At 41.6% G+C, this 21,798-nt stretch carries 19 protein-coding genes; 13 read left to right on the top strand and 6 right to left on the bottom strand.

The window, feature by feature from the left end:
• The first annotated feature begins 62 nt into the window (after nt 1-62).
• On the top strand, nt 63-1,193 hold the full coding sequence (locus tag MK370_RS08850; protein WP_268684972.1) for an ABC transporter ATP-binding protein: 1,131 nt from the start codon (nt 63-65) through the stop codon (nt 1,191-1,193).
• A gap of 196 nt (nt 1,194-1,389) precedes the next feature.
• Here the strand turns inward: MK370_RS08850 and MK370_RS08845 are convergent, their stop codons facing one another.
• The gene (locus tag MK370_RS08845) at nt 1,390-2,346 is read right to left on the bottom strand and encodes an aromatic acid exporter family protein (protein WP_268684971.1); all 957 of its coding nucleotides are present in this window, start codon (nt 2,344-2,346) and stop codon (nt 1,390-1,392) included.
• 151 nt (nt 2,347-2,497) lie between these two features.
• On the opposite strand from MK370_RS08845, the gene rlmB reads away from it, so the two are divergent.
• The 5 genes from rlmB to rpsI all read left to right on the top strand — a co-directional run bounded on the left by rlmB (nt 2,498) and on the right by rpsI (nt 5,636).
• On the top strand, nt 2,498-3,226 hold the full coding sequence (rlmB, locus tag MK370_RS08840; protein ID WP_268684970.1) for a 23S rRNA (guanosine(2251)-2'-O)-methyltransferase RlmB: 729 nt from the start codon (nt 2,498-2,500) through the stop codon (nt 3,224-3,226).
• A complete protein-coding gene (locus MK370_RS08835; protein ID WP_268684969.1) occupies nt 3,223-3,744 on the top strand; it encodes an NYN domain-containing protein in 522 nt (173 codons plus the stop codon). The genes rlmB and MK370_RS08835 overlap by 4 nt, the downstream gene beginning before the upstream one ends.
• Nucleotides 3,734-4,597: a DegV family protein gene (locus MK370_RS08830; RefSeq protein WP_268684968.1), complete on the top strand. Its 864-nt coding sequence runs from the start codon at nt 3,734-3,736 to the stop codon at nt 4,595-4,597. Before MK370_RS08835 ends, MK370_RS08830 begins: the two co-directional genes overlap by 11 nt.
• 180 nt (nt 4,598-4,777) lie before the next feature.
• Nucleotides 4,778-5,224 (top strand): 50S ribosomal protein L13, encoded by a 447-nt coding sequence (rplM, locus tag MK370_RS08825; RefSeq protein WP_002893769.1) that lies wholly within the window; start codon nt 4,778-4,780, stop codon nt 5,222-5,224.
• 19 nt (nt 5,225-5,243) lie between these two features.
• Entirely contained in the window at nt 5,244-5,636 is a 393-nt protein-coding gene (gene rpsI, locus MK370_RS08820; RefSeq protein WP_002902303.1) for a 30S ribosomal protein S9, read from the top strand.
• Between the two features lie 207 nt (nt 5,637-5,843).
• Here the strand turns inward: rpsI and MK370_RS08815 are convergent, their stop codons facing one another.
• Both MK370_RS08815 and MK370_RS08810 read right to left on the bottom strand, forming a co-directional pair.
• Complete coding sequence (locus tag MK370_RS08815; RefSeq protein ID WP_268684967.1) at nt 5,844-6,722, bottom strand: LysR family transcriptional regulator; 879 nt, start codon at nt 6,720-6,722, stop codon at nt 5,844-5,846.
• A gap of 127 nt (nt 6,723-6,849) precedes the next feature.
• The gene (locus MK370_RS08810; RefSeq protein WP_004185387.1) at nt 6,850-7,200 is read right to left on the bottom strand and encodes a helix-turn-helix domain-containing protein; all 351 of its coding nucleotides are present in this window, start codon (nt 7,198-7,200) and stop codon (nt 6,850-6,852) included.
• 370 nt (nt 7,201-7,570) lie between these two features.
• Here MK370_RS08810 and MK370_RS08805 point away from each other — a divergent pair, with 370 nt between their 5' ends.
• Nucleotides 7,571-9,196, top strand: coding sequence for a malolactic enzyme (locus tag MK370_RS08805; RefSeq protein ID WP_268684966.1), 1,626 nt, complete (start codon nt 7,571-7,573; stop codon nt 9,194-9,196).
• 76 nt (nt 9,197-9,272) lie between these two features.
• Entirely contained in the window at nt 9,273-10,220 is a 948-nt protein-coding gene (locus tag MK370_RS08800) for an AEC family transporter (protein ID WP_268684965.1), read from the top strand.
• A 317-nt stretch (nt 10,221-10,537) separates the two neighbouring features.
• Here MK370_RS08800 and MK370_RS08795 read toward each other — a convergent pair whose 3' ends face one another.
• Both MK370_RS08795 and MK370_RS08790 read right to left on the bottom strand, forming a co-directional pair.
• The gene (locus tag MK370_RS08795; protein WP_268684964.1) at nt 10,538-11,674 is read right to left on the bottom strand and encodes a YcjF family protein; all 1,137 of its coding nucleotides are present in this window, start codon (nt 11,672-11,674) and stop codon (nt 10,538-10,540) included.
• Complete coding sequence (locus MK370_RS08790; RefSeq protein WP_268684963.1) at nt 11,674-11,901, bottom strand: hypothetical protein; 228 nt, start codon at nt 11,899-11,901, stop codon at nt 11,674-11,676. Before MK370_RS08790 ends, MK370_RS08795 begins: the two co-directional genes overlap by 1 nt.
• Before the next feature lie 369 nt (nt 11,902-12,270).
• On the opposite strand from MK370_RS08790, the gene MK370_RS08785 reads away from it, so the two are divergent.
• From MK370_RS08785 to MK370_RS08770, 4 genes are all read left to right on the top strand, one after another.
• On the top strand, nt 12,271-12,714 hold the full coding sequence (locus MK370_RS08785) for a hypothetical protein (protein WP_268684962.1): 444 nt from the start codon (nt 12,271-12,273) through the stop codon (nt 12,712-12,714).
• A gap of 217 nt (nt 12,715-12,931) precedes the next feature.
• Nucleotides 12,932-14,182 carry a dicarboxylate/amino acid:cation symporter gene (locus tag MK370_RS08780; RefSeq protein WP_268684961.1) on the top strand — a complete coding sequence of 417 codons (1,251 nt, stop codon included), beginning with the start codon at nt 12,932-12,934 and terminating at the stop codon, nt 14,180-14,182.
• Between the two features lie 14 nt (nt 14,183-14,196).
• Nucleotides 14,197-15,141, top strand: coding sequence for an ATP-grasp domain-containing protein (locus MK370_RS08775; RefSeq protein ID WP_268684960.1), 945 nt, complete (start codon nt 14,197-14,199; stop codon nt 15,139-15,141).
• Between the two features lie 272 nt (nt 15,142-15,413).
• Nucleotides 15,414-19,634 (top strand): GH32 C-terminal domain-containing protein, encoded by a 4,221-nt coding sequence (locus MK370_RS08770; RefSeq protein ID WP_268684959.1) that lies wholly within the window; start codon nt 15,414-15,416, stop codon nt 19,632-19,634.
• Nucleotides 19,635-19,782: 148 nt separating this feature from the next.
• On the opposite strand, the gene MK370_RS08765 is transcribed toward MK370_RS08770, so the two are convergent.
• A complete protein-coding gene (locus tag MK370_RS08765; RefSeq protein WP_268684958.1) occupies nt 19,783-20,619 on the bottom strand; it encodes a MerR family transcriptional regulator in 837 nt (278 codons plus the stop codon).
• Nucleotides 20,620-20,705: 86 nt separating this feature from the next.
• Between MK370_RS08765 and MK370_RS08760 the strand changes: the two genes are divergently transcribed.
• Nucleotides 20,706-21,740, top strand: coding sequence for a dihydrodipicolinate reductase (locus MK370_RS08760; protein ID WP_268684957.1), 1,035 nt, complete (start codon nt 20,706-20,708; stop codon nt 21,738-21,740).
• Nucleotides 21,741-21,798: the final 58 nt, after the last annotated feature.

Genomic DNA, 21,798 nt, shown 5'->3' with positions numbered 1-21,798 from the left:
CTTGCCATAGTGTTTTAAAACGTTTTCAAATAAAATAGGACTAGAAAAAAAAGGAGCCTATCATGGTAGAATTAAATCTTAAAAATATTTACAAAAAATATCCAAATAGCGAGCACTACTCAGTTGAAGATTTCAACTTGGACATCAAAGACAAAGAATTTATTGTTTTCGTAGGACCTTCAGGATGTGGTAAATCAACAACTCTTCGTATGATTGCTGGTCTTGAAGACATCACAGAAGGTACTGCATCTATCGATGGTGTGGTTGTCAATGACGTAGCTCCAAAAGACCGTGACATTGCTATGGTCTTCCAAAACTACGCTCTTTACCCACACATGACGGTATATGACAACATGGCCTTCGGTTTGAAATTGCGTAAATACAGCAAGGATGATATCGATAAACGTGTACAAGAAGCGGCTGAAATCCTTGGTTTGAAAGAATTTTTGAATCGTAAACCAGCTGACCTTTCAGGTGGTCAACGTCAACGTGTTGCCATGGGACGTGCTATTGTCCGTGATGCAAAAGTATTCCTAATGGACGAACCTTTGTCAAACTTGGATGCAAAACTTCGTGTGTCCATGCGTGCTGAAATCGCGAAAATTCACCGTCGTATCGGAGCTACAACAATCTATGTAACCCACGACCAAACAGAGGCGATGACCCTTGCTGACCGTATCGTTATCATGTCTGCGACTAAAAACCCTGCTGGTACAGGTACTATCGGACGTGTAGAGCAAATCGGTACACCTCAAGAAGTTTACAAAAACCCAGTCAACAAATTCGTTGCAGGATTTATCGGAAGTCCAGCTATGAACTTTATCAATGTTAAATTGCAAGGTGAAGAAATCGTATCAGATGGACTCCGCTTGAAAGTTCCAGGAGGTGCTTTGAAAGTTCTTCGTGAAAAAGGTTACGAAGGGAAAGAATTGATCTTCGGTATCCGTCCAGAAGATGTGAATGCAGAACCAGCTTTCCTTGAAGCTTTCCCTGAGTCAGTTGTAAAAGCTACAATCTCGGTTTCTGAATTGCTCGGTTCAGAATCTCACCTATACTGCCAAGTTGGTAAAGATGAATTCGTTGCTAAAGTTGACGCTCGTGACTACTTGCACACTGGGGCAACAGTTGAACTTGGATTTGACTTGAACAAAGCGCACTTCTTTGACGTAGAAATTGAAAAAACAGTTTATTAAAATTCAAAACTAGCCCCTTTGAGGGCTAGTTTTCTTCTTGATAATTGGTGTGAAATTTCATAGAACCTAAATAAAAAGCATCAACTTTATAGTTGATGTCTTAAATGTAAACGAGTTGTTTCAATTTAGAGATAAAGGGACTAAAAATCTTTATCTCTTTTTTTAGTGCTAATGTTTTATACGCTGAATGAAGTTTTTAGTCCTCTTTATAATTCTCGTAAAATTCTACCTTAATTCTAATAAAGGTTTCCAAGTCTCGCAGGAGCTGCAGGAGCATGGCGCGGGTTTCAAATTCCTGACGCGTCTTAGGGAGCGGTCGCTCGCGAAATACGGTCAAATAGTTGTCAATCTCGTCCAAGAGGTCTCGGGCGGGATTTTCTTGGCTCAGTTGCTTAGCGGTCTGGGAGAAGAGACGAGCTAAAATCAAGCTTTCACTGGCTGCTAGATGGCAGTTATTGATATTGCTGGCCATGTCTTGCAGGATACGGTTTTGGGTCTGCCGCATTTCGAAATAGTGGATATGGTAGTTGGTCTGGTGAAAGAGGTGGTTGGAGTGATCCAGATAGACCAGCTGCAAGGCCTGCTGCAAAATCTTGTCCAGCTCCTTGATCAGTGCTGCATCATTTCGACCGTCTCCAGCTTTTAAGAAATATTCAAAGCGCAGGAGAATCTTTTTCAGCTGTTCCTCCACTTGCTCGTGGTAGCTGTCAATCTCTTGCTGGCGCGAGGGCATGTAGAGATTGGCTAGCAGAGCAGAGCCAGTTCCAATAAGAAATAGAGCTAGCTCATTTCCAAGCAGAGACCAGGAAGTGGATTTTTCTAAGAGCAGATGGGTGACGAGGACGGTGCTGGGGGTAATGCCGATTTCCCAGCCAAGGCGAAAGGCCAGAGGCACATAGATCGCGATATAGATGGCCAATGCTCCGAGATGAAAACCTAGAAAGTGAAAGGCCAGACTTCCGATAGCCAGAGCCAGCAGGGTAGATAAAAAGCGATTGCCAGCTAGCTTTGCAGTGCTGCGGCGGGTATCAGTCACACTGAGAATGGCAATAATTCCAGCTGAAGTTGAATAGGTCAGACCTAAAAAGTCAGCCAGCCAAGCTGCGAGACAGGTAGCTAAAACTAGCTTGATGGTGCGTTGGAGGAGAGACATGAGTAAGAGTTTCCTTTTTTAGATTTCTTTCTATTATAGCATGACTAGCGGGGAATCTTAGGGCTGCTGATTGCTTTTTATCAGAGCAGAACTCTGTCTCGCCCGAGTAAATCCTGCCGCCATTTTTTCGCCTTTGTGTTATACTAGTCCTATGGAAAAAAACGATATTGTCTACGGTGTGCATGCGGTGACAGAGGCTCTCGCGGCTAACACTGGAAATAAACTCTACATTCAAGACGACCTGCGTGGTAAAAAGGTCGATAAAATCAAAGATTTAGCAGCGGAAAAGAAGGTCTCCATCTCATGGACGCCTAAGAAGACCTTGCAGGAGATGACTGACGGAGCTGTTCACCAGGGCTTTGTTCTGCGAGTGGCGGAGTTCGCCTATACTGACTTCGAAGTGCTGTTGAAAAAAGCAGAGCAGGAAGACAATCCTCTCTTGCTAATTTTGGACGGGCTGACTGATCCGCACAATCTGGGCTCTATCTTGCGGACGGCTGACGCGACCAATGTAGCTGGAGTTATCATTCTCAAGCACCGGGCCGTCGGTGTAACACCAGTCGTAGCCAAGACCTCAACGGGTGCCATTGAGCATATTCCCATTGCCCGTGTGACCAATCTCAGCCAGACTCTGGACAAGCTCAAGGAAGCTGGTTTCTGGATTTTCGGGACAGATATGCAGGGTACGCCTTCTCATAAGTGGAATACAGCAGGCAAGCTAGCCCTCATCATTGGTAACGAAGGTAAGGGAATCTCCAGCAATATTAAAAAACAGGTGGACGAGATGATTTCCATTCCCATGAATGGGCATGTCCAGAGCCTCAATGCCAGTGTCGCAGCGGCTATTCTCATGTATGAGGTCTTTCGCAATCGCCTATGAAAAGAAAAATCTTATTGGTAGACGGCTACAATATGACGGCCTTTTGGCGGGAGACCCGTCCTTTCTTTCACCGTGGAGAGCTAGATGCAGCGCGAACGATTCTGCTCCAGAAACTTAGCAATTATGCCAGCTTTGAAGGACTGGAAGTTATCTGCGTCTTTGATGCCCAGTATATGCCGGGAGTTCGGCAAACTTATGAGGAGTTTAATGTAACGGTCGTTTTCACCGAGGAGGAGGAAACGGCGGATGACTATATTGAGCGCTTGGCAGCTGAACTTAATACACCAAAAAATCAGGTGTCGGTTGCGACCAGCGATCTCAATGAGCAGTGGACTGTCTTTGCCCAAGGGGCTTTAAGAGTTCCCGCTAGAGAGCTAGAGAAGAGAGTGGCTGTTACCAAATCAGACCTCAATAAGCTGAGCGGACAAATCAACCTGCAAAGACCACCCTTGCGACCGATGGACAGCCAATCTTTGCGCGATTTACAAAAAATGATGGAGAAAAAAGATGACCTTTAAAATTTTAACCGATTCAACAGCAGACCTGCCAGAAAACTGGACCCAGGAAAATGATGTGCAGGTCCTAGGCCTGACCATTCAGCTGGATGGTCAAACCTATGAGACAGTTGGTGCGGACAAGCTGACCAGCCAAGAACTTCTGGATAAGATGGAGTCCGGCAGTAAGCCAACTACTAGTCAAATCAATGTCGGCCAGTTTGAAGATGTCTTTCGCGGCTATGCTAAGGAAGGGGTACCAGTTCTCTATGTAGCCTTTGCTTCGGCTCTATCAGGTACTTATCAGAGCGCAGTCATGGCACGGGAGATAGTCATGGAAGATTTTCCAGATGCACTGATTCGCATCATTGATACCAAGGCTGCTTCTATGGGAGAGGGACTTTTAGTCATGAAAGCAGCAGAAGCTAGAGCGGCAGGCCAAACCTTGGAGCAGACAGCAGACTTGATTGAGAGCTTGGTGCCTAAGGTCAAGACATATTTTCTGGTTGATGACCTCAATCACCTCATGCGGGGCGGTCGGATTTCCAAAACTGCTGCGCTTATGGGGAGCTTGGTCAATATCAAGCCGATTATCGCTGTCAAGGGAGATGGAACTCTGGACTCGGTCGCCAAGGTTCGCGGCAAGAAGAAGGCACAGGCCGAAGTGGTCCGCATGACTCTGGAGGGAGTGGCTGATCCGCGGGTGGTCATCGCCTATGCAGGTGCCAAAGAGGTTGCTGAGAGTTTAAAAGCCCAGCTGCTGGAAAGTGACCAAGTAGAGGAAGTTCTCCTCATGCCTCTGGGACCTGTCATTTCTACTCATACTGGTCCTGGAACTTTGGGACTCTTTAGTATTGCCCAAGACATTCAAGACTAAGAAAACATGAAATCGCTATTTCATAAATAATTGCTTCAAATCTATTGCTTTTGCCTACTATTTTTGATATGATAGTAGGCGGTATTGTTTACCCCATTTGTAAGGCCCCGGAACCTTTCAAATAACTCGCGGACCGGAACATCCGCCCTGTAAACAAAAACGATATTCATAGGAGAAATCATGAACAAAACAACATACATGGCTAAGCCAGGTGAAGTTGAACGCAAATGGTATGTAGTGGACGCTACTGATGTCCCTCTTGGACGCCTTTCTGCTGTTGTAGCAAGCGTACTTCGCGGAAAAAACAAACCAACCTTTACACCGCACACTGATACAGGTGACTTCGTAATCGTTATCAACGCTGAAAAAGTAAAATTGACTGGTAAAAAAGCGACTGATAAGATCTACTACACTCACTCTATGTACCCAGGTGGATTGAAACAAATCTCAGCAGGTGAGCTTCGCTCTAAGAACGCTGTTCGTTTGATCGAAAAATCAGTTAAAGGTATGCTTCCGCACAATACTCTTGGTCGCGCTCAAGGTATGAAGCTGAAAGTATTTGTAGGCGCTGAGCACACTCACGCTGCACAACAACCAGAAGTTCTTGATATTTCAGGACTTATCTAAGGAAAGGAACAAATAAGCTATGTCACAAGCACAATATGCAGGTACTGGACGTCGTAAAAACGCTGTTGCACGCGTTCGCCTTGTTCCAGGAACTGGTAAAATCACTGTAAACAAAAAAGATGTTGAAGAGTACATCCCACACGCTGACCTTCGCTTGGTTATCAACCAACCATTCGCAGTTACTTCAACTGTTGGTCAATACGACGTTTTCGTAAACGTTGATGGTGGTGGCTATGCTGGTCAATCAGGAGCTATCCGTCACGGTATCGCTCGTGCCCTTCTTCAAGTAGATCCAGACTTCCGCGATTCATTGAAACGCGCAGGACTTCTTACTCGTGATGCCCGCATGGTAGAACGTAAGAAACCAGGCTTGAAAAAGGCCCGTAAAGCGTCACAATTTAGTAAACGTTAATTCGAGAGAATTACAATACATACAAAGAGCACCTTTCGGGGTGTTCTTTTTTATCGACACCTTGTAGATTTATAATTGGGAATCTCGTTGAATGGTATCAGGTAAATGAAAAGATTCGTTGATAATATCCTATTTCTTCGTACTTTAGTCTAATACCTATAATGTAAAAAACTCTAGCTATCAGGTAGTTGATAGTTAGAGTTTTTTCTATTCATATGATTTAATGAGATTAAATAAGTCCTCTACTTCTGATGACGGTGTAGCTGATTTGAGATAAGCGTAATAAACTGTAAATGTTATCTGGTCCTCCGGTATTAGAGGGATTTTTATTAAATCATCATCTTCATCAGAAAGTGCGATATCAGCCAGTAAACTTACGCCAATCCCTTTCGTTAAAAGTTCTTTAATAATGATAATGTCGTCACTCTTAAAGAATATTTCTGCCTTGTTTTGATACTTCTGATTAAGTAGTTCAAAAGCTTTCAGGTGAACAAAGTGTTCGTCTAAGAGTATAAAGGATTGATCTACTAATTCTTCAAAAGTTAGGGAAGGGGCAGTAGCAAGAGGATGGTTCTTAGATAAAACGACAGAAAGTTCTTTATGAAAGAGTTCATGCGTCTCTATTGAAGGATGATTGAGTGGTTCAATCAATCCGAGTAAGCTCGCGTCTAGTTCTCCCTTAAGGAGAAGGTTTAATAATTCTACGGATCCACCACGAATAGGACGTACCTTTTTTAAAAAATCAAATTCAGTTTCTTTATGTAAGACAGAGAAAAGATACTGAATGATAATAGGAGGGAATCCTACAGTAGAGCAATGCGCCAAAGAGCGATTAATTTCTTTGCGAGTAGAAATGACCTCAGGTAAAATCAGTTCTGTATGCTTCAGAAGGATTTGTCCTTGATTAGTTAATTTAAAGGAGCGATGTGAGGGATCATGGTGAATCAATTTGCAATTAAAGGAGTCCTCTAAGCGCTTGATTGCATAAGAAATAGATGGTTGGCTGACATTGTGTTGTTTTGCCACTTCCGTATAGGATTGAAGCTGGCAGAGGTCATAAAAATATTGCAGATCTTTTAAATTCATATGAGCTCACTTTCAATAGTTGGAGAAGGAAAATAAGTGGAAATCACCAGATAAATAATTTTTATCCGTATCCTACAATTTGACTATACGAGTATTCACCAGTTAAAATGTAAGTGAGTCAGGGATATCAAAGATTATCTAAGATACTTTCAAAAATGACCAAGATCTTTTCTCGTTTATCAATAGGGAGCTGTTTAATCTTCATGTTGATTCTTTTGAGTGAAAGATTGTCAGTCTTATCAGAGGTTGATTCAAGGCTATCAAAATTGAAAAATTCCTCTGGGGTCATCTCTAGGGCGTCAATCACTTTTTCAAGACTGTGAATGGTCAGATTCACATTTTGGTTTTCGAGTTGGTTGATATACTTAAGCCCAAGCCCCGCTTGTTCCGAAAGTTCTTCCTGGCTCATTTTGTTTTGTGTTCGAAAATATTTCACTTTTTTGGAAATATATTGTTGTAAATAGTTTTTAGTTGTCATATAAATAGAATACAAGTTTTGTATGACAAAAAAACACCTTAAAAGATACGAAGTATTGTATAAAAAACTTAAATGATATTTATCTATTGTAATTTGCCTTATAAATTTATATTTTAGTATGGCTTTATTTGTCCGATGGTAAAGAGCGATTACCGAAAATCTTATGAGTATAGAAATTTATAACATAAAGAGGTTAAAGAATCACAAAATGGTGCTTTGAGTAATAATCTACAGAATAAAGAGTTTTCAATAACGCTTTACTTCTAGACTTATTATAACATATACACTAACGATTGTATTTTTTAAATAACAAAGTTCGCCTAAAAATACATATTAAATGGTATAATATTATCAAAAAGGAGGTTGCACTATGACTGCACATGATATTTTAAACAACCCTTTCCTTAATAAAGGGACTGCCTTTACCTTAGAGGAACGGAAGGAACTAGGTCTTATTGGTTTATTGCCACCTTATGTTCAAACCATTGAAGAACAAGCGACACAAACTTATGAGCAAATGCAAACAAAAGTAAATGATTTGGAAAAACGTCTTTTCCTAATGGAAATTTTTAATACCAACCGTACTCTTTTCTATTATCTATTTTCTCAACATTTGGAAGAATTCAATCCAATTGTATATGACCCAACCATTGCAGATACCATTGAAGGCTACAGTGACCTCTTTGTAGATCCGCAATATGCGGGGTATCTTGATATTAATCATCCTGAAAATATTGAAGCCACTTTGAAAAATGCTGCTGGGAATCGCGAGATTCGTCTCATTGTTGTAACAGATGCAGAAGGAATCCTTGGAATTGGAGACTGGGGAACAAATGGTGTCGATATTTCTGTCGGGAAATTGATGGTCTACACGGGTGCTGCTGGAATCGATCCTTCTATGGTCCTTCCTTTAGTTATTGATGCAGGGACTAACCGTGAAGAACTTCGGAATAGTCCTAATTACTTAGGGAATCGTCACGAACGGGTTCGCGGAGATCGTTACTACGACTTCGTTGACCAATTTGTTCAAACAGCAGAACGTCTCTTTCCTAAACTCTACCTTCACTGGGAAGACTTCGGTCGCTTGAATGCTGCCAATATTCTTGAGAAATACCGAAAACAAATTCCAACTTTTAATGATGATATTCAAGGTACAGGAATCGTTACCTTAGGTGGCATCTTTGGTTCACTAGATATTAGTGGCGAAAAATTAACAGATCAAGTTTATCTCTGCTATGGTGGGGGAACAGCTGGTGCAGGGATTGCTTCTCGTGTTCTTCGTGAAATGGTTAGTGAAGGTCTTTCTGAAGAAGAAGCCTATAAGCGATTCTTTATGGTTGATAAGCAAGGTCTTCTCTTTGATGACATGGATGACCTAACTCCTGAGCAAAAACCGTTTGCTAAGAAACGTGCTGACTTTACTGACGCAGACAAGTTGACTGACCTGCTTGAAGTAGTGAAGACTGTGAAGCCAACCATTCTTGTAGGAACGTCAACTCAACCTAATACCTTCACTAAAGAAGTAGTAGAAGCTATGTGTGAAAATACAGAACGTCCAATGATCTTCCCCTTGTCAAATCCAACCAAATTGGCAGAAGCAAGTGCCAAAGATTTGATCGAATGGTCAGATGGTAAAGCTTTTGTTGCAACGGGAATTCCTGCTGATACGGTTTCTTATAAAGGTGTAGACTATGTGATTGGTCAAGCCAATAATGCCTTGATTTACCCAGGTCTTGGTCTAGGTATGCTGGCTTCTGAAGCAAGTCTTTTAACTGATGAAATGATTGGAGCAGCGGCTCATTCATTGAGTGGTATTGTCAATCCAGGCCAACCAGGAGCTCCAGTTTTGCCGCCATTCAAGTATGTAGCAGATGTTTCTATTAAAGTAGCGGAAGCAGTCGCTAAAAAAGCGCAAGAGCAAGGTCTTGCACGCGCTAAGGAAACAGATATGGCCAAAGCAGTTCGTGATTTGAAGTGGTATCCCGAGTATAAATAATTCATTTCTGCTGCTATCCTTCTATACCGACAGATTTATATAGGCTGTGGACTTAAGAAATTTAGAAAGGATACCTATGTCACTCTTTTTAACCTCGATTACGAGTATCATTCCAATTATCGCTATTATTGTTTTGGGGTATATTCTTCAGGTTAGGGGATGGTTTGGAGATAGCTTTGGTCCCAACCTGTCTCGTTTGATCATGAATGTAGCCTTGCCAGCGTCAATCTTTGTGTCGGTGATGAAATACCTAACACTAGATAAACTAATCAGTCTTTCTGGAGGCCTCCTTTATACTTTTGTGGCATTTATCTTAGGATATATGGTAGCTTATATTGCAGTTATGCTTTTCAAGAGCCGTCCAGGACGACGAGGAACCATGATTAATACCTTTGTTAATGCCAATACTATTTTTATCGGTTTACCTTTAAACGTTGCTCTTTTTGGGGATCAGGCTCTTCCTTATTTCTTAATTTACTATATCACCAATACGATTTCCACCTGGACATTGGGCGTGTATTTGATGACGAGCGACAGTAAATCGGGTCAAAGCAAGGAGACAACTAAATTTGACTGGAAGAAATTGCTACCAGCTCCACTTGTAGGTTTTCTTGTCGCCCTACTATTTTTGATTCTCCGAATTCCTATTCCAGATTTCGCAACGAACACCTTAACCTATGTTGGGAATATCGTCACTCCCTTATCTCTGATTTATATTGGTATTGTTCTTGCTAAGGCAGGCTTGAATACTATTGCTTTTGATAAAGATACAATTGTCACCTTGGTTGGACGCTTTATCCTAGCTCCTCTGATCATGCTTCTTGTATTGAAGTTCCTTGCACCAAATATGGCGACAGTAGAATTTAAGACCTTTATGATTCAGTCCGCGACACCAGCTCTAGCCGTTCTCCCGATCCTTGCTAATCAGGGAAAAGGAGATGTGGAATTCTCTACGAATGTAGTGACTCTAAGTACGGTTCTATTTATCGTTGTTATTCCAATATTACAAACTTTATTAGGATAAGAAGGAAGAGGATAGGATTGAAAGTTTTGAGTTAAGAAATTCCCCTATTTAAAAAATATTGATTCCAATTTTATGAAATTAATCAGTAGATATCGTTTTGAAAATCCTTGATATTACGCTGTTTTTAGTCCAACTGAAACCCATACTTTCCAAACCAGGTCTTAAGAAAGCTCGTAAAGCATCACAATTCTTAAAACGTTAATCAATACGATACTTTCAACCTCTACAGACATTCAAGAGTTTTCTCTTGGATATCTTTTTTGATGTAAAAAGGAATTTAAGCTAAAAATACCCCAAGATTTCAAAATCTTGGGGTATTATCTTTTTTTAGATAATTGTTCTTTAAAAAGTTTTGTCATTTGTTTTTGTCCAGCAGGAGTAGATAATGCTTCTTTGCTTATTTCTCCTTTAAATATTTGTTCCATTAAAAACAGGTAAGCTTCACCTAAAGCAGTTGTAATTAATCCAGCAGTAGTTCCAGAAATCGTTCCGCCAACTGCTGTGCCTACTCCTGGGATAAATTTGAGTATATTAGAGACAATTGTTTTTCCAAGGAATGTTGCTCCCCCAGATCCTAAAGTTGAGGATACAAAGGCGGTTAGAAAAGTTTTATTTATATCAAGCCCAAAAATTACAGTAATGCCAGTAATCATGCTTATTTGGGTTGGAACAAGCATGAATGCATCGGCGAATGGAACTGGTGCGAAACCTTCACCAAAACTTGCTGCTACTGCAGTTGCAATGACTGCCCTAGCATGTTTTTTTTTAGATTCTAGAGATACTTTTTGGATATTTTGGAGAGTATCCTGTAGTTCAGTTGGCAAGACTTCAGACATTACATCAATCAAAGTATCTAATCCAAAAGATTTAGCGACATATTCCTCATCAAAATCCATATCCTGAGCTAAAATTGGCACAACTTTACAAACATCTAAGTTTTCCTGCTCAACATGAGCTTTCATTTCTAGTGCTTTCTTCTTAGGTACAGATTGAGTAAGGACAACGATAATTGGGACCTTAGACTGTTTATTCTTCTCGGAAAACTCTCTGAGCCATTCCACTTCCGAACTATCGAAAGTACGGTTTGAACCGACATTAATACAATACCAAATGCAGTGAATGACCTCATTGATATCATTAGAAGCGTAACCGTTGTTGATTAGTTTAATGACTTCATCTTTGACACTCTCCTGTTGGGTATATGACAATTCAAAGCCAGGTGTATCGTAAATAGCCAAAGGATATCCGGTTTTTTCAATTTTGCGAATTTCCTGAGTTACTGGTCGGCCTAGTCCAGTATCAGCAAAATTCCCTCTAAACAAACTATTAATTAGTGTGCTTTTGCCAACACCTGATTTGCCAATGACGATGATGTTTAATCTTTTTAAATTATTAATTTTATCATTAATCGCGTTGAGACATTGCTGCGCAATATTATCTGTATTGATTTGCATTATCTTCTACCTTTGTTATAGTCAGATCTTTTAACTAACGTGTCCTTCCCATCAAAACTAGTTTTTAGATGATTGGTTAGTGTTACTTGTTTTTTATATACATAATTTCTAGTTTTTTTCAATACTCTAGGCAGAAGAACTGTAGAGGCTAAAATTAAAGCTCCGCTTCCTAGGATATATTTTACTTTAGAAGAATTTCTTTTTTTATTACCTTTTGTCTTTGACATAATATTTCTCACAAACATGATATTTTTAGATAATTATATCATATGAAATTAAAAAAGAATAATTCTAAAAATCATTTTACGGATATTGTTTAGGATATTAGAATAATGAATTGAGCTCAAGTCCTTCGAGAGGCATTGAAGGAATACTAGAAGTGGGGGGCAGATTAATTTTAGTGATTTTATACACACAATATCTTTGAAAAACAAGGCTAAATAATAGCTTGATAAGATTTAGTAATTTATGTATTTTTAAAAATTGTTATAGTAAACTAGATGTGTATTATTGAACTATTGCTGCTTATAAAATAATGTGAATCTCTCAGTGGCATTAGAAAGCAAGTAGGGGATCAAAAAAATCAAGGAGAAGCTATGGGTAAACGAAAGAAAATCATAAATGTAGCTTTTGCATCAATCGTAGCACTAGCAAGCCTAGGAGGATGCGCTGTAACTCAAAAAGAAAGTAATAAACAAGATAAGAAAGTTGCTTCTTCAAAAAAGGCTATCAAAGATGATAAAGAAGCTATCAAGCAAAAACAGCTCGCTTATCTAAAAAATCATGAGCAAGAAATTATAGATTTGGTAAAAGCTCAAAGTCCAAAAGTCGAATCAGTTCAGATTGATTGGGAAGAGACGCAATGGAGTGATGGCGGTCTTACAAATCCCGAGTATTATATTAATGTTTTTGGGCGTATCAATAATATTGAAGAATCGGGGTGGGGAGTGGATATACCGATTAATAATGATGAAAGTGTAAATCTTGAAGAAATGATTATAGGTAATTACATAAGTGTCGGAGGTGAACCGATGGACTAATTGGAATTTGAAAAGTTTTAATAATATATGCTTCGTTAGAGGAATCATTCTATAGGGATAAAACTAATAGACATTCAGGAGTTATTTCTTGGATGGCTTTTTTACGCTATTCAACTCACCTATAAAATTCTTCTATTGCTTTCATAGAAAATATATATTAGCCAGATAGGGGCAATCATAGTAAAATAACTATCAAAATAGACTAAAGGAGTTTGGAATGAAAATCGTTTCTTTATGGTCAAAGGTTTCTCTGGGCTTACAACTCTTGATTGCTTTAATTTTGTGTGTTCTTGTTGCTCTTATCTGGCCGCAGTTTTCGGCTTTTTACCAGTTTTTGGGTCAAGCTTTTATCAGTTTGATTAATATGGTGATTATTCCGCTGGTCTTTCCTGTTGTGGTCGTAGCAGTAGCTGGTGTGATCGGTAAGAAATCTTTTGGAAAGCTCTTGACAAAGAGTCTGCTCTATTTCTTTGCGGTCACGACGGCGATTACCTTTATTTTTGTCTTTGTATCTTATTATCTGGGCTTTGGTCAGGGAGTCAATATCGGTCAGGCGGGAGCCAGCATTGATGGGATTGCTAAAAGTATTCAACTGGATGAGTTTTTTCTTAGCTTCATTCCCTCCAATATCATCAAGTCGCTTTCGGAAGGAGCTCTGCTTCCTATTATTGTTTTTGCTATATTTTTAGGATTTGGGCTTGGAAGTCTCAAGGAAGAAAAGACTCAGAAAGCTGTTGAAATGCTGCAGATTTGGATTGAGGCTATTTATAAAATTGTCGGTGTGATTGTGAAGTTGTCCCCGATAGGTATTTTTGGCTTTATTGCTAAGGATGTGGCTACGACAGGAGTTGACAAGTTGATCGGTTTGGGGCAATTTGTAGCAGGAACTTATCTGGCTTATGCGGTTCTGGCTTTAGTGATTTTTCCTTTGATTGCTTTTGCTTTCAGAATTCCTTATCTGACAAGCTTGCAACGGATTTGGAGTCTTCTGACTTTGGCTTTTGTCTCTGGTAGTTCCAGTGTTGTCCTGCCACCTCTATTAAAAGATTTAAAGCAGCAGGGCTATGATGAGCATGTCATAGATCTGGTTGTGCCTTTGGGTTACACTTTTAATCTTGAGGGGGCCGCTGTGTATTTCTCTGTAGCAACTATTTTTATTGCTCATGCTTATGGGATTGCTTTTTCTGTATCAGGGCTTTTCTTTACTGTTTTGCTTTTGACTTTGATTGGTAAAACAGCTGCAACGGTGCCTTCAGGAGCGATTGTTGTCTTGCTGGCAGCTGCGCCTCAGCTAGGCCTACCGGTGGAAGGCGTTGCCCTGATTTTTGCGGTTGATTTCTTTGTCAATGCTGGTCGAACTGCCCTCAATGTTCTAGGTCAGGTCTTGGCCGTCAGTGTTATTGAAAAGACGGAGGGCAATGTAGTAGAAGAATCGAAAAGTAGCAAGCTGGCTGTTCGGTATTCATAATGGAGAGGAGACTTATGAGTCAAGCAAAAGTATACGTTATTCATGAAAATTTGGAGTGGACGCAGCACTTGGTCAAGTGGCTGGAGAAAAAAGATGTGCCCTATGAACTTTGGGATTTGTCAAGTGGGATCCTAGATCTGCAGAGTCCACCTCTAACAGGAATTTTCTATAATCGGATGTCTGCATCTTCTCATACGCGTGGACACCGCTATGCACCAGAATTTACAGAGCAGGTTCTAGCTTGGCTGGAAGCTCACGGTCGCAAGGTCATCAACGGCAGCGGAGCTATTAATTTGGAAATCAGCAAAATTAAACAGTATTTGAAGCTTTCTGAGGTTGGAATTGCTTATCCAGAGACGGTAGCTGTTTTGGGACAGGAGAATATTCTGGAGGCAGCTAGAAAGCTTAATATTTATCCTCTGATTACCAAGCATAATCGGGCTGGGAAAGGTTTGGGAGTGCAGCTCTTCAATAGTGAGGCGGAGTTGAAATCCTATGTAGACAGTCCTGCTTTTGAACCTTCTGTGGATGGGATTACTCTGCTTCAGGCCTATATAAAGCCTGCGGATGGTCGGATTCGTCGTTCGGAATTCATCAATCAGAAGTTTCTTTATACAGTGTCGATTGATTCATCAGACGGTTTTCAGCTTTGTCCGGCAGATGGGTGTCAGATTGGGCAAAAGCCTGCTCAGTTAGAGACATCAGATAAGTTTCAAATTACGGAGCCGCTGCCTGCTAGTCAAAGACAGGCTTACGAGACATTTCTAACTCAGGCTGGAATTGATGTGGCAGCTATTGAGTGGGTAGAGTCGGAGACAGGTCAAATCTATGTCTATGATGTGAACACCAATACCAACTATAATCCGACAGCAGAAGAAAAAGCAGGAATTTTTGCTCATCAGTATCTGGCAGAATATCTAAAGAACGAGTTAGCAGCGTCCTATCCAGAACAAATTTAAAACAAACAAAAGCTTTCCGTTTTGGAGGCTTTTTGTTTTTTCTTCATTTCTAAAATATGACATCTGTCATTTTGTTTTTGTGACAAACGTTAGGTGAAGCGCTTACAAAAATTTGTTATATTTAGATTATTGAGATTGCTTCTTTTTTATAAAGGAGTTAGGTGCTAAACAAGGTGTTCATTTTGAACAAGAAAAGGTGAAAGGAGTGCTTTATGTAGAAGTAATTTGGTTGTGAGGAGTCTGATTTTATTTTTAGAATATTGAGGTGTGTCATGAAAAATCATCAGGAAAAAGTGTGTAAAAATTGGTTTATGAGAAAAAGCGGAAAGCGTTGGGTTTTTGGATGTGCCTTGCTGACTTTTGGAGCTTTCTTGTTAGATGGCGGTGGAGTTGTTTATGCAGATGAGGGTAAGGCTAATCCAGCTCCTGCTCAGGTCTTGCAGGCTGATTCATCAGCTGTCTCGGAGCCTGAGAGCGGGCAAACAGCTGCTCCTACAAGGAATGCCGATAAGACAGATAACCCTGTAGCTGGGGAGACTGCTGCGACGGAAGCAGGTAGTCAGGATGCAGCAGTAGAGTCAGCCAATCAAAAGACTGATAAGGAAAATCAAGTCACAGCAAATGCTAAAGAGACCAAACAGAAAGAAGACGAACAGCCAGCAGCGAAGGAAGTTGCTTCGGAAAAACTCCCTGCCGCAGAGACTGTAGATAAGCAGTCAGGCTTCAATACTAATTTGGCAGAAGCCAAGGGAGATAAAAATGGAGTTTGGGAAGTTCGGGAGCAAGGAATTTATAGTGATGCCAGAGGCAAAGGTGATAGTTTCCTTTACTCTCAAAGTCAGGGCAAGGATTTTGTTTACTCGACGGATGTAACTTTCCTCAGTAAGGAAGGAGCGGCTGCCCTCATTTTCCGCAGTAATAATAATCCGGATGACAAGAGTAGCTATGCAGTTAATATTGATGGTGGCAGCAATAATGTGAAGTTCTGGCGTTGGCAAGGCGGGCGTGACTATCAGTTTATCAATGAAAAACATATCGAGCCAACGGATGATAATAAATATCGGCTCAAGGTCGTTTCAATTGGCTCTTGGGTATCCTACTATGTCAATGATATTCTAGTGGCCAGCTCAGGAGATTACACGCTTCAGAGAGATGACAAGGGGCAGAATACTTATCTGTCAAAAGGCTATTTTGGCTTACTAAACTGGAATAGCGAGCTACTTTTTCAAAATACCTTTTATAAAGAAATCACTCCTCAGTCTAATCCCGAGTTGGAGGATATAAGGGTGACTTCTTCGGTTGGGAAAGTGGAGCAGAAAGGTCAGTTTAGTGCTCCTATTACCATACAGTATGTCAAACATGATGCTGAGACTGTAGACTTGACTGTCGTAGCGAAAAATCCCGCTGCTAAAGTAAGCGTGACTGATGCTGCAGGTAGGTTTTATAGTGATTTGAAGAATATTCCGCTGGTAGTGGGGGCAAACTATCTGACGGTGACCAGCACTGTGACGGATGAGGATGGGCAGGGGGTCAGTCTGACTTATCGGCTCAATGTCCATCGTCGGCAGGCAGATGAGGTATACTACAATGAGCTCTATCGCGGTCAGTATCATTATTCGGTCAAGGACGGTTGGGCTAATGATCCCAACGGGCTGGTTTATTACAAGGGAGTCTATCATTTCTTCTATCAGTTTTATGACGATACCAAGTGGGGGCCTATGCACTGGGGTCATGCGACCAGCAAGGATTTGATTCATTGGGAAGAACAGCCGATTGCCTTTTATCCGGATGCTAATGGAGCTATGTTCTCAGGCTCTATCGTCGCAGATACCACCAATTCCTCTGGTTTGTTTGACAATGACCAGGGCGGTTTAGTCGCGCTGATTACTGCCGATGGAAACGGTCAGCGCATCAAATTGGCCTATAGTAAAGATGAGGGCCGGACTTGGACGAAGCTTGATCAAATTGCAGCTGACTGGACGGATGATCCACTGCAGTCTCAAGATTTTCGTGACCCCAAGGTCTTCCGTTGGGAGGGCAAATGGTTTATGGTCGTTGCAGGCGGACCGCTGAGAATTTATTCGTCTGATAATCTGCGTAATTGGAAGGTCGAGTCAACTTATGCGGATCTCCATACGGAGTGCCCAGATCTCTATCCTTTACTGGCAGACGATGGCAGCCTTAAGTGGGTCCTGTCTCGTGGCGGGCGCTCCTATAAGGTCGGTGATTTTAGACAGGTGGAGGGCAAGTGGACCTTCGTCCCAGATGCTGAGTTTGCTCAGGCTGATCAGGTTATGAACTTTGGTAAAGACTCTTATGCGGCCATGACATACTATGTTCAGGACTTTGGCAGCAAGGCTAATCCAACCCTACCCGACATTATCGAGTCTAACTGGATGAATACCTGGGAAGATTACTGTAATCTGGTAGCCGATACCGTCGGTCAGAAGTTCAACGGCACCTTCAATCTTAACCTCAAACTAGGCCTTATCAAGCAAGACGGCAGCTATCGGCTGACTCAGACGCCAATTACAGCTTATCAGTCTCTGCGTCAGGAAGACAAGGCTGTGTTGTATAAAGACGTGGAAGTTAGTGAGAAGAATGGGCTGTTGAAAGATTTTTCCGATGATCAGTATGAAATTGTCTCTACTTTCCGTCCGAGTGAAACGACCAAGAAAGTCGGTTTTAACCTGCGGGTTGGAGATGGAGAAGTGACTAGAGTTACCTATGATTTAGAAAAGGAAACTCTCTCTATTGACCGCAGCCAGTCCGGCATTCTTCTCAGTAATAAATTTGCTCAGGTGGATAGTCAGTCTGTCAAGCGCAATGCGGATGGCAGCATAGATCTGCATCTCTATGTGGATCGCTCCAGCCTAGAAGTCTTTGCAAAAGGATATACTGTGGCGGGTGCCAATCAGATTTTCCCTGCGCCAAATAGTCTTGCCGCTAGTGTGTTTGTAGAAGGTGGTGCAGCTAAGGCTGACATTGCTCTTTATCCGCTGAAGGGCATCTGGAAAGACAAACAGGCAGTGACCAAACCACTGGAACTAGTGCAGGCTTCTCCTGTAACAAATAATATTTATGTCGGTGATAGTTTAGATTTGAAAGCATATATCATGCCAGCAAGTGTCTCTCAAGCGGTCAGCTGGAGTGTGGATCAGCCAGACTTGGTCTCTGTCACGGAAGATGGCAATAAGAAGCTGCGAGTGACTGCTCTGCAAAGGGGTGTGGTCAAGGTAACGGCGACCTCTAAGGAAAATCCAAGCCTTTCCAAGGTCTTCACCATCAATATCAGCCGTAATGACTTTAAGACCAATGTTCCAGATCTAAAAGCTGTTTCCGGTAAGTGGTATGTCGACGGTGAAAGTCTCTATAATCAGAATACCAGCGCCAATGATTATTATATGGGAGGTCAGAAGATTCCTTTCCCTGAGTATAACTTGGATGTGGATCTCAAGTATCAAAAAGGCTTGATTAACATTTTCTATGCGTCTGAAAATGTTAATCCTCGCAATGCTTATTCTATTCAATTTGGCGATAATGATAAGATTCGACTTTACCGCTTTATGGGAGAGACGATTGCAGAAAGTAGCATGAATGGCAAGCATCTTAATGACGGCCAGTTCCACCATGTTAAGCTAGTGAAAACTAAAAATGGTGTCAGTGTATCTGTGGACGGTGTAGAATACCTGAACCACCAATTTGATATGGTTGAACCTTATTATAATGATGCCTACGTCGGTCTGGGACTCTGGGATGGGGATTTGGAAGCGCGCAATTTCTTTGTGACCAATCTTCATGCCCCAGCAGTTAATAAGGCTTCTCTGCAGAAAGTGGTAGACAGTACAGCTAGTCTAGATCCGAGCCTCTACACAGATGAGACAGTTCAGGCTTACCAGTCAGCCTTGGCTCGAGCCCAGTCTCTCTTGGCAAATGAAAGAGCGGAGCAGGCGGATTTAGATAGAGCAGAGCAGGATCTGAAGACAGCTCTTGCAGCCCTAGCTCTGAAACCAAGTCATCGGGTCACTCCGGAAGAAGGGATAAAGGACCTAGTGGAAGAAAAGCCGTTCTTAGAAGTCGTAATGGAAGAGATTGCATATCAGACTCAAGAACAGGAAAATCCAGAACTGGAAAGAGGGCAGCGGCGGATACTTGTAGCCGGCCAAAAAGGTCAAAAACGAGTCTTTGTAGAAGTCTTGAACGGTCAGCGAACCATCCTCGGTCAGGAAGTGCTCTCTCTAGCAGTTGACGAACTAGTAGAAGTTGGCAGCAAGGTGGTGGCTGAAAGTGCTAAACAGCCTTTGACAAGGACCCAGGCTCAAGCTTTGAAACAAGGTGAGGAAGGAAAAGTTATTCCGTCGCCAAGATTGCAGCCAGCTCCCGACTCGGCCCTGCCTAAGACTGGCACTCAAGAAGATAAGTTTCTGCCTCTGGCTGGTTTAGCTTTTCTGGGAATGGGTCTTCTAGCTGGAAGGAAGAAACAAGAAGACTAAGATGCTAAGCAATGGTTATTTGCACATAAAAAGGATGGGTGTTTTCCCGTCCTTTTTTGATATAATTACGGCTTGTGAAGTGATTCGTTTTTGGCTGAGCTTGCTCCAGTATCTGGCAAGAATTTCGATACATCCATCTGCTTGCTTTTTAATTCTCTATCTGAACTTGCATCCGGATGAACATATCGCGGTGCTGCTCCTGGAGTTGTGGCTGTTCATGGATGACCTCGCAGATATAATCACCCACAGGAGTATATCCAGCTTGGTTCAGAGCTTGGTGAAAATACGGCAGAGCTTTAAGTTCATCTGCGAAGGAAGGGCAGTAAGCAACAGCATAATTTCCTGCCGGCAGCAATATTCGATTTAAGTGAGGGAGTTCATTGGGAGTATGATGGAAGAGACAGAGTTGCTTGGAAATCCATCTTTCTTTTTGGAAATCTTCTTGTTTCATAATAGAGCCGACACGGCTGAAATGAGTGAAAAAAGGACTGTAACGCATAATTTCTTGCTTGAAGCAGCGTAGAGCGAGTTCGTATTCTTCACTTTTCATTTGATAAATATTTTGATCAATTTCAAAAGTAAGCAGTTGCCGTTCAGGAAAAGTTAGGATTTCCAGTTCTTGCTCGCTCTGCTTTTCGCTATAGATACGGGCACCAGACCGAAAGATTTCGATTTCTTGGATTTGTTTTTCTAAATTCTCTTTTTCCTCTAGAAGACGCTGATAGCGCTCCTCGATAAGCTGGTGCAGTTGAAAATGGTCTTTGTCAGATAGGATTTCTTTGATGTCTTCTAGAGAAAAATTCAGTTGACGCAGGTACTGAATGGAGTCAACCAGAGAAGACTGATTGATATGGTAGTAGCGATAGTTGGTTTCTGGATCGACTTTATAGGGTTTTAAAAGACCGATTTGGTCATAGAATCGTAGAGTCTGGATAGAAATCTGATTTATTTGGGAAAATTCTCCGATGCGCAAAATTTTTTTCATTTTTTCAAACCCTCTATTGACTCTCTAGTTACTAGAGATATTATACTATAATTGTGAAAGAAATAACAATAAATGGAGGGTTTGCCATGAGAAATACAAAAATTCGTGCTGTCCAATATGGCTGCGGCAAGATGTCTAAAGTGATTTTCAAGTACCTACTGGATCACGGTGTAGAAATCGTCGGAGCTATTGATAACAATCCAGCTGTTGTAGGGCAAGATGTCGGTGACTTTGCAGAGCTAGGCTATAAGACTGGTGTCCTGATTTCTGATAAGGCTGACAGTGTGTTTGACCAGTGTGACGCAGACATTGCCATTGTCACCATTGCTTCCTATATGCCGGAAATGTATGACTTTTTTGAAACAGCTATCAAGCATGGGGTGAATATCATCACGACCTGCGAGGAAGCAATCTATCCTTGGACGACCTCGCCATCCGAAACAAATCGCTTGGACAAGCTGGCTAAAGAATATGGTGTCACTATCATGGGATCTGGCATGCAGGATATTTACTGGATTAATATGCCTTGCTTGGCTATGTCTGGTCTCAACCGTATCCAAAAGGTGAAAGGGATTGTCAGCTATAATGTGGACGATTATGGTCTGGCTTTAGCAGAAGCGCATGGTGCTGGTTACGATTCAGAGCGATTTGAAAAGGAAATTGCCAGTGCTGAGAGCCTGCCGTCCTATATGTGGAATGCTGCTGAAGCTATCTGCTCTAAGATGAACTGGACCATTCAGGATATTTCACAAAAGAGCGTGCCTTACATTTTGGATGAAGATGTTTATTCTGAAACGCTGGGACGCACAGTCCCGGCGGGGCAAGTAACGGGTATGTCAGCTGTGACGACCATTCATACCCATCAAGGAATTGAGTTGGAAGTAGAATGTATCGGTAAGGTCTATCGTGAAAATGACGGGGATATGTGTGATTGGGAAATTACCGGCGATCCAAATCTAGTTTTCTCAGTCAGCAAGCCTGATACTGTAGCCTTGACCTGTGCTACTATCGTCAATCGAATCCCTTCTGTGTTAGACGCACCGGCAGGTTATGTGACTTCAGAGTTGGCACGTGACTTGGCCTATCCGACCTATCCGCTTCATACCTATGTGGAAAAATAGCAGAGCTTATAACTAAAAATACACCTCCCGCATTCATTGGGAGGTGTGTTTTTAAGTA

The organism is Streptococcus sanguinis (assembly GCF_026781265.1).
Lineage (GTDB): Bacteria > Bacillota > Bacilli > Lactobacillales > Streptococcaceae > Streptococcus > Streptococcus sanguinis_T.
Note: the sequence above shows the minus strand (reverse complement) of the source record. Positions and strands in the feature narration are given on the sequence as shown.

Excerpts from the sequence above, each read along its gene's own strand:
- MK370_RS08850 (WP_268684972.1), top strand. The coding sequence starts at position 63 with ATGGTAGAATTAAATCTTAAAAATATTTACAAAAAATATCCAAATAGC.
- MK370_RS08845 (WP_268684971.1), bottom strand. The coding sequence starts at position 2,346 with ATGTCTCTCCTCCAACGCACCATCAAGCTAGTTTTAGCTACCTGTCTC.
- rlmB (WP_268684970.1), top strand. The coding sequence starts at position 2,498 with ATGGAAAAAAACGATATTGTCTACGGTGTGCATGCGGTGACAGAGGCT.
- MK370_RS08835 (WP_268684969.1), top strand. The coding sequence starts at position 3,223 with ATGAAAAGAAAAATCTTATTGGTAGACGGCTACAATATGACGGCCTTT.
- MK370_RS08830 (WP_268684968.1), top strand. The coding sequence starts at position 3,734 with ATGACCTTTAAAATTTTAACCGATTCAACAGCAGACCTGCCAGAAAAC.
- rplM (WP_002893769.1), top strand. The coding sequence starts at position 4,778 with ATGAACAAAACAACATACATGGCTAAGCCAGGTGAAGTTGAACGCAAA.
- rpsI (WP_002902303.1), top strand. The coding sequence starts at position 5,244 with ATGTCACAAGCACAATATGCAGGTACTGGACGTCGTAAAAACGCTGTT.
- MK370_RS08815 (WP_268684967.1), bottom strand. The coding sequence starts at position 6,722 with ATGAATTTAAAAGATCTGCAATATTTTTATGACCTCTGCCAGCTTCAA.
- MK370_RS08810 (WP_004185387.1), bottom strand. The coding sequence starts at position 7,200 with ATGACAACTAAAAACTATTTACAACAATATATTTCCAAAAAAGTGAAA.
- MK370_RS08805 (WP_268684966.1), top strand. The coding sequence starts at position 7,571 with ATGACTGCACATGATATTTTAAACAACCCTTTCCTTAATAAAGGGACT.
- MK370_RS08800 (WP_268684965.1), top strand. The coding sequence starts at position 9,273 with ATGTCACTCTTTTTAACCTCGATTACGAGTATCATTCCAATTATCGCT.
- MK370_RS08795 (WP_268684964.1), bottom strand. The coding sequence starts at position 11,674 with ATGCAAATCAATACAGATAATATTGCGCAGCAATGTCTCAACGCGATT.
- MK370_RS08790 (WP_268684963.1), bottom strand. The coding sequence starts at position 11,901 with ATGTCAAAGACAAAAGGTAATAAAAAAAGAAATTCTTCTAAAGTAAAA.
- MK370_RS08785 (WP_268684962.1), top strand. The coding sequence starts at position 12,271 with ATGGGTAAACGAAAGAAAATCATAAATGTAGCTTTTGCATCAATCGTA.
- MK370_RS08780 (WP_268684961.1), top strand. The coding sequence starts at position 12,932 with ATGAAAATCGTTTCTTTATGGTCAAAGGTTTCTCTGGGCTTACAACTC.
- MK370_RS08775 (WP_268684960.1), top strand. The coding sequence starts at position 14,197 with ATGAGTCAAGCAAAAGTATACGTTATTCATGAAAATTTGGAGTGGACG.
- MK370_RS08770 (WP_268684959.1), top strand. The coding sequence starts at position 15,414 with ATGAAAAATCATCAGGAAAAAGTGTGTAAAAATTGGTTTATGAGAAAA.
- MK370_RS08765 (WP_268684958.1), bottom strand. The coding sequence starts at position 20,619 with ATGAAAAAAATTTTGCGCATCGGAGAATTTTCCCAAATAAATCAGATT.
- MK370_RS08760 (WP_268684957.1), top strand. The coding sequence starts at position 20,706 with ATGAGAAATACAAAAATTCGTGCTGTCCAATATGGCTGCGGCAAGATG.